Here is a 13,040-nt window from a genome sequence, read left to right on the forward strand (position 1 = left end):
TCAGGGAAACCGCCTGATGAAACTCTTTCAGTACTGCTACTCTGCTCTCTGTCATCACGAGGCGTACTGATTGCGAGCTTGTCGATGTCTCTCTTCGCCTCTTTTGCTATTGCACTCTCTGCTCCAACACCGATATTTTTTACTGCCTCTGCAAGCTTACTCATCAGCTGATCTTCTTGTTGATGAACCTCCTGCTGCAGAACTCTTCCGCCTTCTTTGGCGGCTTGTGCTTTTGCTGGCAGAGGCATCGCACCGACAAAGACTGAGAAACCAAGCACTACCCCCAAAATGATAGAACTTCTTTCTCTTGCTGCTCGCCAATCCATAACACACCTCTCCATAGTGCCAACTATCTCACCAAGTCCTGAGGTCCCATTCAATACCATCTCTCGAGGTTCTTGTGCTAGCTCCTGCTTGGTAAGAATTCGTATTTTCACCGCTCAATCATGCGTATATGAAGTTTCTCGATAGAGAGAGGATGCTTCATTTGAACCTCAAGTGGTAATACAGAAAGTTTTCCCCGAAAGGCACTTGTGGCTGTGATTATCACAGCCGTATCCTATAGGAAGGTCCTGTAAAGGGTGCTGAACGGGCTATGTGGAAAAAACTTCTCTCAAGAAAAAAACCAAAATATAACACGTCTCAGATCCCGAGACTATCATTGGGCTTTAAACAAACGCTCACGAACTCTCTCGGTCCGAATGCGATTCCTGTCATGCCTGATTCCGCAGAGCGGCTCTTTCACGTTGTGATGAATCCAGATTCTGAAGCACTCGACTTTGTTAAAGCCATCGAAGGTGACGAGGGGCTTTCCTCTCGGATTATAAAAATTGCAAATAGCGTGTATTTTGACCGTGGTTCCGGAAGCGAAAGTGTCGTAGAGGCTGTTGCCGTCATCGGAACCAAGGAACTCAAGAATATTCTTGGGGCTAATACCTTCAGCACGCTCTTTCTCAATAATAATCCTCTACGAGATCAGTTATGGGAGCATAACCTTGCTACTGCTATTTTCAGCCGTGAACTGTCAATTCGAAGACTCCCAGGCAAAGAGAATGAAGCTTTTCTCGGAGGTCTGCTCCACGACATTGGAAAACTCTTGCTCTTAGATGTAGACCCCAGTGGATATGAACGCATCATGAAGCAAGGCGGCAATGTTGGTGCATTTTGTCCAGCAGAAGAAGATGTTTATCCATTTAATCACTGTGAAGTAGGACAATTCATCGCTGAGCTATGGAATTTCTCTGATGAGCTCAAAGCAGTCATTCGGTTACACCATGCACCCCTTGATATCATTCAAGATGATCCGCTGGCGATCCTCGTAAAAAGCGCAGATCTTCTCTCGCATCGTTTACGGATTGGACTTAAGCAATATGCAGATGGGCTCAGAAGCGTTGCAGTCAAAGAGCTTCCACACACACTCAATGCACTCGGATTCTCAGAGGGAGAGTCGAAAGAGATCCTCGCTGAATTCCCTATGCTTTTTGAAGAAGAGCGCGAGCGGCTCCAGGTTCCATGACAATATTTCGTCAAGCGATAAGAAGGATTCAACACCTTATCTTGGGAGATTCGGTGCAGCCCCCCTCCCCATCAGGACAAGATCAGATTCTCCTTAATCGACATCAAGTCCTTGTTGAGAATTTGGCTGCGGCGCTCATCATTCGAGATATGAATGGTGCCATTACTTACTGTAGCCCCTTCACGGAAGTTATGTGCGGCTGCCCGCTGTCGACTATTTACGAAGGCAACGAGGATTTCTTTGCAAGAATTGTCCATCCCTCGGACCGAGCATCATTCTTAAGAAGCATACAACTTGCTCAAATGGGTGAAAGCTTTCAGATGCGACATCGATTCTTCCATAACTCAGGTTTTGAAATATGGATTGAATCCCGAACCGCACCGTTGTTCGATGAGTCTGGAAGATTTATGGCGTCACTCACCCTCATGGTCGATGTAACGAGTGCGGTTCGATTCGAAGAACAAATGCAAGAACGAAATCAAGACTTACAACAAATCACCTCTATAGCTGCCGAAGAAATACAGAATGAGGTCTTTACCTTAAAAGGAATGCTTGCCCTTTCGGAAGATGGACTGCCGCTCGAGACAATGAATAGTGCGATCGGTGCTTCTGCGGCAAAATTAGAGAGCCTGGCGCAGGGCCTCACAGAGTTTGGCAAAGCGTCGGGGGAAAAAAGAGAACTAAAAACGGTACCCCCGGTTCGCATCCTGCAAACCTATCAAGAGCAGCAGACCCACCTCTCTGGACATCTTTCCATCACCATGCCGGATGATGAGATTCCAGTTATTGCTGACGAGGAAGATTTACTGGAAGTGCTTTCATCGCTGACAAATTACTCACAAGCACTCTGTACCGATTCAGTGGTGCCAGATATTGAACTTCAACTGATACAAGATTCAGTTGAAACGAAAATACTTCATCTTGATTCCGCTCCCCAAATACCAGAAACGTTCATTGACCATATCTTCTATCCAAAATCACTGGAACAGGGAACACAAAGAACTCGACTCGGTGGAAAACAGACGCCGTTTTCGCTTTCTCTTTGCCAAAAAAGAATGAGGCGAATGGGTGGTACTTTAGACTTTCAAATCACCGAGGAAGGGAAGAACTGTTTTATTGTTACTCTCAAGTCCCGCCCCTCCCCACCACGCAGCAGTCACGCTTCGTGACGACCTGCATAAACACCGTGCACATACACGAACGAACGCCCTTGAGTGCTTGATACCCCCAAGTCCACTCCCTGGAGTGGCATGATTTCTGCTGTTCATTCGTTAGAGAGCCCTCAGGGATAGAGGCTCCAGAATCAAGATCAACCAGTACATGGAGTACGCAGAGATGAGCATTTCTATAAATACTGAACAATCAGCGAGACTTAGGACATCTGAGGCACCAAATGAGTCCGTCCAGACCACTGAACAGAGTGCCACTTTTGAAAATCAGCTACGCGCATTTCTTTCCCCCTCAATAGGCTCAACGATTAACGAAGAGGAACTCTTTGCCGCACTCCTACAAGAGAGAATTCAGTCTTCAGAGGGTAGTGAGATTGCTCAATTTTTTGGCGAGCGCTTCGACTCTCATAAAGCGGCTCTCACGAGAGCAGATGGTTATATTAATGTGGAAGAGGCCGCGAATCGGGCTCTGGCCGACCTTGTAACAGAGGGTCACATCACCCAGGAGGAGCACGATACTCTCTACCAACAATCTTTCATGGCAGCTCAACTCGATGACAATCACTCCGCCCTTTTTGATGGACGAGGAGAAGGAGAAGATCAGACTATCGCTACGGGAGACCTTGAATCCGCTCTGGCAAGGGCTCAAGCAGCGATTGAGGCACTCGAACGGGGAGAGCTTCCGACAGGACAAACCAGTTCTCCTGAAACTCCCTCTGACAGCTCAAATTCTGGTACCGTGGTAACTCCTAAAGGGAATGAAATGGATGGGCCAGACGAGTTCGTTTTTAAGCCCCATTCCGACAGCGATGGAAAGCTTGTTGTTATTTTACCGAAGTTTATGACGGGGGGAGTAGAGGATCTCCTTCTGAAAGATAAAGATGGGAATATTCTCGAACGAGGAAGGGGCACTGGTGTAGCGAATGGCAATAGAGAGCACTTTCGATTCGACAGGCCTGGTGAACAGTATCCAGAGGGGCTCTCTGTTGAAGTACGGCTCACTTCTGGAGAGGTCAAGAGCTATGAGATACCAAACCCAAGCGAGCGGTACGACTAATATTTAAAAACCAGCAGACCTCCATCGAGCTAAACCGCGGTGAGTGGAAACTCATACCGTCGCGACTAAAACTTACTCTAAGAAGTGGTAGGACATAGCACCTTCTAGAATTGTAATCGCAAAACGCTTTCGGTACCATCAGCCACACATTTAAAAGCCGTGAGTAAATCACGAAGACCATTTTTGTTTATGTGGAGCTCAAAAAGTCCAATGGATGAAACCGTTGCAATATTTGGATATGGAAGATTTGGAAAAATCCTTGCTCAGTTATTAGCTCCAAAGGCTACATTACTGATTCATGATCCGGCAGTAGAAGAAATAGAAAGTGGTCACGGAAGACTCGTGGATGAAATTGAAGCGCTCCACGCAGATGCCCTCTTTTACTGCATCCCTATTCGCGAATTAAAGCGGACACTCGCGCAACATGTCAGCATTATTAAATCCCGAGCGAATAAGCCGTTGGTCCTCGATGTCTTATCGGTCAAGAGCTATCCCAAGAAGCTGTTTCAGAAATATCTTGGTGATGATGCATATACTATTCTAACTCATCCAATGTTTGGTCCAGACAGTATCCTGTCAGACTCCAATCGTGACCTTCCCATCGTGCTGGAGAATCTCAATAGCCCGGAAGTTCTCTATCAACGATGGAAATCTCTTTTCGAGGAGCTCGGGTTTCGGACGCTTGAACTCTCGGCAGATGAACATGACCGCCTTGCTGCAGGTAGTCAGGGACTCACGCACTTCATTGGTCGAGTGCTCGATAGCTTCGACTTTCAACCGACAACAATAGATACTTTAGGAGCAAAAAAGTTATTTGAACTCAGAGAGCAGACATGTAACGACTCATGGGATCTCTTTTCAGACTTGCAGACTCTCAATCCGTATACCATGGCGATGCGCTCTAAGCTTGGGAAAGCGCTCGATACCGTTTATGGAGCTCTACTTCCAAAACAGGCAAATGCTGGAACTCTCACCGTAGGTATTCAGGGTGGCAAAGGAAGCTTCAATGAAGAAGCGCTTCAGTACCGCATTCAAAAACAGGGGTTAGAAAACCTGACCGTCCAGTACCTTCATACGACTGAAAATGTCCTTCGCGAACTGTGTGAGGGACGTATCGATGCTGGTCAGTTTGCGATTCATAACTCCACAGGCGGAGTTGTTGAGGAAAGCATTAATGCTATGGGAGAATGGAAGTTTAAAATAGTCGAACAATATGCAATACCAATTCAACATACGCTGATGAGTCATCCTGATGCTTCAATCGATGACATTGATACCATTATGACTCATCCCCAAGTACTGAAGCAGTGCCGAGAGAACTTAATGCGCCGCTATAAAACCTTGAATCTCACCAGTGGAACGGGGAACCTGATTGACCATGCCGTTGTGGCCGAGCATCTCCATGCGGGGAAATTGCCAATCAATATTGCTACTATGGGAAGTAGAGTACTTGCTGAAGTATATGGTCTCAAGATAATCGATGAAGATCTGCAAGACCTCAAAAATAACTTAACCAGCTTTCTCTGGGTTGAACGATGATGAGGCTTTGATCGTAATAAGAGTGACTCCCTTACTCGTTTCATCTCTTTTGCTCCTTCCATCTTCTGTAAAAGGATCCATAAAAAGACCGAGATTTTATTTTTCAGCCTTTTCGGCTTTTATTCAGATAACTGAGATTTAAATTCTTGACTCCCTCTTGTAAGAGGCAAGCGAGCAGGTTTTGCTTTTTCGGGATGCTATCTGTTGAGCTGAAGAGAAGAGTAATATTATCGTGAGGATAATGATGCCGGACCAGTTTCGCTATAGCTGCATAATCACGTCGATCATCCTCAGTGCCAAGAATCGCGGATGCCTCAGAGCTGTTCCGAGCAGCGCCCTTCGCTACTAACATGCGCTCAAGAAACGTTCCACTCAATCCCTTCCCGCGACCATCCTCTGGATAAAGTAACAGTAATCCACGCCCATTCTTCACTATAGTATCAATAGAGCGCTGATACTTACTGGTGTCAGTAGTATCGGACGATGGAAATCGATCTAGGAGATTTTCACTATGGACTCGGACAATTGGAGCTGCGAGAGGCGCTACATTGTATTCAAGCGTTACATAATCAAGCCCTGCGATACTATCGCGATAAACATGGGTATTGAACCAGTGTGGATTGGCTCCAATGATCTTTGCGAGAGGTCCATGCGCATTCTCTTCGAGCTTGGCATTAGTAAGATTGGCATCTAATTGAATATGAAATTTCCCATAGGAAAGTGTCTCCATATTCTGAATCAAAGACACACCAAGATTACTTTGGATACTATACAGCTCTCCTACCTGTTTCGGATCCAGTACGAGTACACCTGGTAATGGTCGAATCGGAAGCGGATAAGAGGCATTATGCGTGTATCGAGTTGCAACATCTAAAGAATGCGGCACAAATGCTTTGACTTCCCAGGGATAAGCAGACTGGATCCCCTGTTCCTCTTGATCCATCGTATCGCTCTTGTCCAACATATGCCCATTCTCACCCTTCGTCTTGAGGTAATAGGCGTTATGAGGGTTCGGAGGAATCGTCAACTTCGAGCGGCTCTCAACCGTAAATCCGAGTTGTCGAAGTCCATTCAGCTTATCGGGGTTATTGGTCATTACAATGAGGGGCGCATTAATATCCAAAAGGTATGCAACATCCCGAAGACTTTCGTAGTTCCGTCTATCTTCGGGGAGTCCAAGCCCCCTATATGCGTCGAAAGTGCCAAGTTCGTTTTCAGAGGCACATACTAACATTCGATCACGTGCCTTGTTGGAGTACCCAGCGCCCCTGCCTTCCTGCCGAAGATAAAAAAGAATACCTCGCCCCTCCTCCTCTATCTGACTGAGCGCACCCTCAAGCTGCTCAACACAGTCGCAGTCGCATCCGCATAGGGTCTCGCTCGTGATACACTCAGAATGAACTCGGACCAGTAGAGGCTCATCCGAACTTATGTCACCTTTCGTAACAGCAATCAGGTGATCATGCGATTGGGTTGACTCAAAAACATACGCCTTGAAATCCCCCTGCCTTAGAGGCAAAGGTAAGGAGCCTAAACACGTAATTGCCCCTCGTGTAGGCCGTTCCCCTAACTCTTGGCTGAGCGCAGAGCCACGGTCATGGACAGAGGCTGAGGCAACAAGTTGTTCTGTTATCTTTCCCTCTTGCTTACTGCCATGTTCCGATAACGCTGCTTCAAGTTGAGCCCGGAGGTTCGCTAGAACTGGCGCAAGCGAAGGATCTGTACGAAAGGCCTCCACAAGTTCACCTATTCCAGCAAACACATTGGGGGGATTTAACTTATCCAAATTCTCAGACGTGTTTGCAGCAGTAGACGGTGCACTCTGAAATGGTTCGTTTGGAATCGAATTGGCTTCCGTCTTGGGATCGTGAGGTCTTGGCCTCATCAAGTTCAACTCCGTGTCTTACTTGGAATTTCTTTTCAACAACTCTTTCCCGCCGCCCTGACGACTTAAGACCCTTGGGGTCGGTCTTTCAGTATCGCGTGAACCACGTTGTACCACTAAAACAAACGCTATTCTATCTCTTGGTCGGGTTTTTATTGTAATTCTCACCTTCCTGAAAATCCAATTGATTACAGGCATTTCCACCTTGCTTCATCAAGTCCAGCATGACGTGATTCATTACCATTTCATATTCTAGGACTCTCAGTTCAGGTTTTAGGGTGGAACAGACAACAAGTGGTGGAGCTTGCCCTACAGCAACAAGACTCTCCGTCAACGAGCGATTAAAATCTATCTCGCTCTCGTCCTCACTACTAAAAAGAAATATCGACCCTCCCCTTCGCTGAACTAATTGAAACGGTCCATGATCAAATTCCATCACGGTTGATACCATGGGGTTCTCAAGAAAGGCTCCCTCCATAAACTTGTATCCGATATTTCGGAGATGATTAATGGCAGGAGTATGCCCGACAAGATAAATGCTCGCGGATGCTAGGGTTTCTCTCGAGGTCTGCGATAATATCTCCTTCGCCTTAAGGGGCGCCTCAGAAAACATCTCGACGATCTGCTCGGTACGGATTGGGGCGAACTCCTTTGGCGCTAATTGAGAAGCAACACGATATGCAGCAAGGAACCCGAACCATGGCCCAACCGTCCGAACGAGTACTTGATATTCATTTTCCATCGGCATGATGACCGTATCGACCCCTGAAGAGTTGATGTCTGTTAACAGGCTATGAACTTCAGCTTTCCTGGTATTATGAGCTCCTTCTGATGTAGTAGCGGTAAAAAGAATACCTCGTTCATCAGCGATCTGTGATTGAATCAAACCATGCGTATTAGTGCTCATTCCCTGAGAAAAGACTATCTTTACCTCGCCTGCTCCACTCTGATCATGAAGAGATGACACAGATTGACTGCTGGCATGCACGCCTGGAATCCGTTGCAGGAGTGTAGCCAGATATTCCGCATGCGAACGAGAACTTCCCAATCCATAAACACCCACTGAGCCGGATAACGGCTGGAGATCTGGCAGCGGGCTCTCCATATATCTTTCAAATAACTCGGGAATAGCCTTGATTCTCCGTTCGATAAGCTCAAAGCCGTATCGATCAGACTGATCAATTGAACGAAGGGGATCCTGATCAGGATGAGGCAATTCGAAGGCAGTATCCGAGAGCGAAGGCAGTGCAGGGGAACGCTCATCATGACCTGATTCAGCAGACTCCGACCGATTTCCCTTTTTAGGCTCCACCATATCAAAAAGTCTCTTCATTCCTACTACTGGAAAATACCAGCACTCCCAGCTCACTTTCTGGGGGACCTCCCTGTTAGAGTAGCAAGCCTATGGCGGTAAGCAAATTTCAAGACTTTCTCAGTCTTAACTCAACGTTAGCATCTCTGACCATCGCATGAGATTTTTTGAATTAATTCCTGACCTGGGCTATAGTCAGGCACGCATTCATTCAAAAGGAGCAAGAGTATGGCGGAAGAAGCATTGCGCTGGGCAGGGAGAAATACCGAGAAAGATTCACTCAGAAGTCTTATCTGGTCGACCCTAGAAGAGAAAGGGTACGCCGTCGGCCCAGCTTGGAATCGTATTTCTAATTTTGTTGATGCCGATAAAGCTGCTGATCGACTGGCAGCCATGCCCTTCTGGAAAGACGCTCGAGTCGTGAAGTCTAACCCTGACATGCCTCAGATTCCAGTACGCTATAATGCGCTCCGCGATGGTAAGTTGCTGTATACGCCAGTACCAGAACTTGTTGAAGACTTTCCGTTCGTTCTTCTGGATCCAGCAAAGCTCAATGCAGATGGCATTGACCTTCTGGAGGCTGCTCATATTGAAGGAGCTCTTAAGTATGGAACACCGGTGCGCTTCACTGAGATGCTGCCGATGGATATTCTTGTGGTTGGAAGCGTTGCTGTAACTCGGGATGGAGCAAGAACTGGAAAGGGTGGTGGCTTTGCCGACCTTGAGCTCGGTGTTTTCGGGGAACTGAATATCATCCCAGACCATGCAAAAGTGGTAACTACCATTCACGATGTCCAGTTGGTTGATAATGGTGTTATCACCCTACAACCACACGACTATCCGCTTGAGTGGGTCTTTACACCATCAGAAACGATAGAAACGAAGAGTGCTCATCCCCGCCCATCTGGAGTGCTCTGGGAAGCAGTACAAGAAGACCAGTTTCAGGATATTCCGTTCCTACTAGAGCTGCGGCAAGAATTAGAAGCGAGAAGTTAGAGGGCTTAACCTCTCTCCTACTGCAATACATTGTGTAAAAAAGATTCTCACTCAGTCTCTTGCATTGACTGGTAGAGAGTTGACTGAGCGAGGCTTGTCTGGCCGAGGCTTATGACCATATCAATCGACCGAGAGGAAAAAGCCCTTCTGAGTTCGTTCAACAACTGTAGAATTTCGCTCCTTTCACTGCTAGGCTAAAGAGCATGACAAGAGCGGAAGGTCGCGTTAGCACTCAGAATTGGTTATCCTCGGTTCCCTCCCGAGAGCACCTCGCTAGAATAAGTAATCGCGCTTCACGCTTTTCTCTCTCTCCCATCAAGGAAATTGAGTTAAAGGCCTCGAAGATTCCTGGAGCAATCTCTTTGGCTCAAGGTATCCCATACCTTAATACTCCCCAAGAAATTGTCGAGTACGTCGAGGAGAAGATACGAGCTGGACTATGCGACCGATACTCGCTTTCTCCAGGACTTGAAGAATTACGAGAAGAGCTAGCGCTCTCGCTTGGAACTGACGGGGCGGAGTACGATCCGGAGAAGGAGATGATTGTCACAGCAGGCTCAATTCAGGGCATGACAGCGACCCTCCTAGCACTCGTACAACGAGGTGATGAAGTCCTTGTTCCCTCCCCTACTTATGCCTCCTATATTGGTTCCATTCACCTTTCTGAGGCTACCCCGGTATATGTTCCCCTTGATGAAGATACTGGATTTGATCTTTCGCTAGAGGCCTTTGAGCAGGCAATCACACCCCGCACGCGAGCAATTATCCTCTGTACTCCAAATAATCCAACTGGAACAGTATTTTCCTCAACACTACTTGAGGGACTCCTCCGACTCGCGGTCAAGAATGGCATATATGTGATCGTTGACGAAGTATACAAAGATTTTTACTTCTCACCCGCTGGACACATTTCACCAGCGGCATTCCCATGGGCACGAGAATACCTGATTCGAGTTTGCTCTTTTTCAAAAGCGTATGCCATGACTGGCTGGAGGGTTGGATTTCTTGCGGCCCCATCGCACGTTACTGAAAGTATTCTCAAGATCCATGACGTTATGGTTTCATGTGCTCCAGTTGCATCTCAATACGCTGCTATTGCTGCACTTCGTTATGGTGAATCTGCTCGTCTTGCAGCCATTGAGGAATTTCGTCAACGCCGCGATCTGACGGTCGCATTTCTCGATCAGATGTCTGAGTGGTTAGACTATCAAGTTCCACAAGCTACATATTTCGCATTTCCTCGTATTAAAGATACCGTGCCGCTGGCAAGGCAGTCGCGGAGACTCGTTTATGATATTCTAAAAAAAGCAAACGTTGCCTTTGTTGAAGGAGCAGCGTTCGGTCCATCAGGAGAGTCACATCTTCGTATTAACTTTGGAAGAAGCGAAGAGGACATCCGGGAAGGGATGACACGCTTCGGCGACTATCTTCAGCGGACTACGGCTGGTAGAAGACTCCAACGAAAGATAAAGAATGTCCCGCTGGAATCGATGAATAAAAGTCTTCTTTCTGGAAAGCAAAAAAAGCAACGTCTGCTCGTTACCTTGACTCGACTTGCTCGAAGAAACGTTAGTGGACCAGTTGTTGCTATTATCGGAATGAGAGGAAAAACAATTGTGAGGCGAATTATCAGCGAAAGCCTCAGCAAGCAACACTCGGTCATCAGCTCTCATCTTTCTCACAATACTCTTACCGGACTATCCTTCTCAATATTGGAACTTTCTCTTCCGAAAAATACTCGTGAAAAACTCAGAGTAGTTTTTCAGATTCTGAAAAAAGCACTTATCGCGAAGAGACGACATGCGGTGTCTATACTGGAATGTGGCATAACGAAGACACCCGAAGTCCAGCAGTATGTTTCTCTCGTACGTCCAGACTATATTATAGTGACATCAGGTCTTGGATTTGACCCCAACCTAAAGAAAGTCGAGCATTTACATGCCTGCCGCGAGTTCATAAAACATTCATCACCCCGATGCATCCTTATCCCTGAAGACGAAAAATGGCTCATTGAAGAACTAGACCCTAACAATGAACTCAGCATTATCCCTGTTCTACCGACTGAAGGCACGAGTTGTGGTAGAAGTGAGTCTTATGGGAAAGGGTTCGCCCACCATCTTTTAAAAATAATCAGCACGAGATAGCGAATAGCATTACCCCCCACTTCGCAACTTCTCGAACAGTATTGATTCTGATACCCTAGGACAGAGGAAGGCATATCGACGGTCCTCCAATTCTTAGGGAGAAAGAAGCATGAACACGCTCGCAATTTTAGGACTCACGCTCATTATTCTCGTTATTTATGGGGTTGGCATTTATAATCGCCTCGTTCGTCAAAAAGTTGCGACTGATAACGCATGGTCTCAGATTGATGTCCAATTAAAACGCCGCTACGACCTCATCCCGAACTTAGTAGAAACTGCCAAGGGCTATGCAAAGCATGAACAAGAGACCCTTGAACAAGTAATTACGGCAAGAAACTCTGCGATGGCCGCAGCTTCACAAGGAGATGTTCGCGGAGTCTCTGAAGCTGAAGGGATGCTCGCTGGCATGCTAAGACAAGTATTTGCTCTTTCAGAGTCCTATCCAGAGCTCAAGGCAAATGAAAATTTCCTTCAGCTACAGGAAGAGCTGACAAGCACCGAGAATAAAGTTTCATTTTCAAGACAACACTACAATGACTCTGTTGGTCTTTTTAATACATCAATCCAACAATTTCCCAATAACATCGTCGCGGGCTTTACCGGATTCAATGCTCGTGAGTTTTTTGAACTGGATGAGGCTGAATTAAAAGCTGCTCAACAACCCCCATCAGTAAACTTTAATTAACGAGTCTGCATCCGCAGGCCGGGATAGACGGATAAGAAGAGGGAGGTTACATGAAAATCGGTGCCATCTTAGGCTTTTTTGCTGTACTCCTTGGAGCCTTTGGTGCCCATGCATTGAGAGACTCTCTATCCGCCTACCACAAAGAAGTGTTTCAAACAGCATGGAATTATCATATCGTTCACGCGCTTGTACTGCTTTCTATTCCCTGCCTTAAACTTCAGCCAGAACATATGAAAGTCTGCGCTCTCATCTTCCTCTGCGGAATTCTTATCTTTTCTGGGTCCCTTTACGCTCTTGCCGTAACAGATCTCAGGTGGCTGGGTCGCATAACACCGATCGGAGGAATCCTGCTCCTCATAGGTTGGGCATATCTTGCAATAAAGATATCGTAGAGAACGGATTGCGATGTATCAAATTGCGCAAATTTTTCGATGCACTACTGCGCACTGCTCCTAAAGATCACTGCTGCTAAAAGTCACTGGTGCTAAACATTATTGCTGCTAAAGATTCGAAAGCAAAAAGAATAAGAGCACGAGAAATAAGAGCAGCTAGAGATCAGAAGAGCGAGAGATGAAAACAGCGAGAATAGAAACAGAAATGAAAAAATGGGCGCTGCAAGGATCGAACTTGCGACATTCAGCTTGTAAGGCTGACGCTCTACCAACTGAGCTAAGCGCCCCCAGTTGAAGGGAAGCCAAAGAGTACCCACGAAGAAAAGAGATGTCAACTCCACAAGA

General features: G+C 46.6%; 11 protein-coding genes and 1 tRNA gene. 8 read left to right on the top strand and 4 right to left on the bottom strand.

Features of this window, described 5'->3' with window-relative positions:
* Positions 1-437: hypothetical protein (locus EBR25_02630; protein NBW39879.1), on the bottom strand; the 437-nt coding region annotated here is incomplete at its 3' end.
* A 158-nt stretch (positions 438-595) separates the two neighbouring features.
* Between EBR25_02630 and EBR25_02635 the strand changes: the two genes are divergently transcribed.
* The 4 genes from EBR25_02635 to EBR25_02650 all read left to right on the top strand — a co-directional run bounded on the left by EBR25_02635 (position 596) and on the right by EBR25_02650 (position 5,281).
* Positions 596-1,516 (top strand): HDOD domain-containing protein, encoded by a 921-nt coding sequence (locus tag EBR25_02635; GenBank protein ID NBW39880.1) that lies wholly within the window; start codon positions 596-598, stop codon positions 1,514-1,516.
* Complete coding sequence (locus EBR25_02640) at positions 1,513-2,685, top strand: PAS domain S-box protein (GenBank protein ID NBW39881.1); 1,173 nt, start codon at positions 1,513-1,515, stop codon at positions 2,683-2,685. The genes EBR25_02635 and EBR25_02640 overlap by 4 nt, the downstream gene beginning before the upstream one ends.
* A gap of 151 nt (positions 2,686-2,836) precedes the next feature.
* A complete protein-coding gene (locus tag EBR25_02645; GenBank protein ID NBW39882.1) occupies positions 2,837-3,742 on the top strand; it encodes a hypothetical protein in 906 nt (301 codons plus the stop codon).
* A 189-nt stretch (positions 3,743-3,931) separates the two neighbouring features.
* Complete coding sequence (locus EBR25_02650; GenBank protein ID NBW39883.1) at positions 3,932-5,281, top strand: prephenate dehydrogenase/arogenate dehydrogenase family protein; 1,350 nt, start codon at positions 3,932-3,934, stop codon at positions 5,279-5,281.
* Between the two features lie 103 nt (positions 5,282-5,384).
* Here EBR25_02650 and ribA read toward each other — a convergent pair whose 3' ends face one another.
* Positions 5,385-7,166 (bottom strand): GTP cyclohydrolase II RibA, encoded by a 1,782-nt coding sequence (gene ribA / locus EBR25_02655; protein NBW39884.1) that lies wholly within the window; start codon positions 7,164-7,166, stop codon positions 5,385-5,387.
* Positions 7,167-7,299: 133 nt separating this feature from the next.
* On the bottom strand, positions 7,300-8,481 hold the full coding sequence (locus EBR25_02660; protein NBW39885.1) for a hypothetical protein: 1,182 nt from the start codon (positions 8,479-8,481) through the stop codon (positions 7,300-7,302).
* A gap of 225 nt (positions 8,482-8,706) precedes the next feature.
* Between EBR25_02660 and EBR25_02665 the strand changes: the two genes are divergently transcribed.
* The 4 genes from EBR25_02665 to EBR25_02680 all read left to right on the top strand — a co-directional run bounded on the left by EBR25_02665 (position 8,707) and on the right by EBR25_02680 (position 12,695).
* Positions 8,707-9,474: a 5-formyltetrahydrofolate cyclo-ligase gene (locus EBR25_02665; GenBank protein NBW39886.1), complete on the top strand. Its 768-nt coding sequence runs from the start codon at positions 8,707-8,709 to the stop codon at positions 9,472-9,474.
* A gap of 203 nt (positions 9,475-9,677) precedes the next feature.
* On the top strand, positions 9,678-11,618 hold the full coding sequence (locus EBR25_02670) for an aminotransferase class I/II-fold pyridoxal phosphate-dependent enzyme (protein NBW39887.1): 1,941 nt from the start codon (positions 9,678-9,680) through the stop codon (positions 11,616-11,618).
* A 109-nt stretch (positions 11,619-11,727) separates the two neighbouring features.
* Positions 11,728-12,303, top strand: a complete 576-nt coding sequence (locus tag EBR25_02675; GenBank protein NBW39888.1) for a LemA family protein — start codon at positions 11,728-11,730, stop codon at positions 12,301-12,303.
* Positions 12,304-12,353: 50 nt separating this feature from the next.
* Positions 12,354-12,695 carry a DUF423 domain-containing protein gene (locus EBR25_02680; protein NBW39889.1) on the top strand — a complete coding sequence of 114 codons (342 nt, stop codon included), beginning with the start codon at positions 12,354-12,356 and terminating at the stop codon, positions 12,693-12,695.
* 214 nt (positions 12,696-12,909) lie between these two features.
* On the opposite strand, the gene EBR25_02685 is transcribed toward EBR25_02680, so the two are convergent.
* Positions 12,910-12,982, bottom strand: a tRNA-Val gene (locus tag EBR25_02685).
* Between the last annotated feature and the right edge of the window lie 58 nt (positions 12,983-13,040).

This window comes from bacterium (genome assembly GCA_009926305.1).
Lineage (GTDB): Bacteria > Bdellovibrionota_C > UBA2361 > UBA2361 > RFPC01 > RFPC01.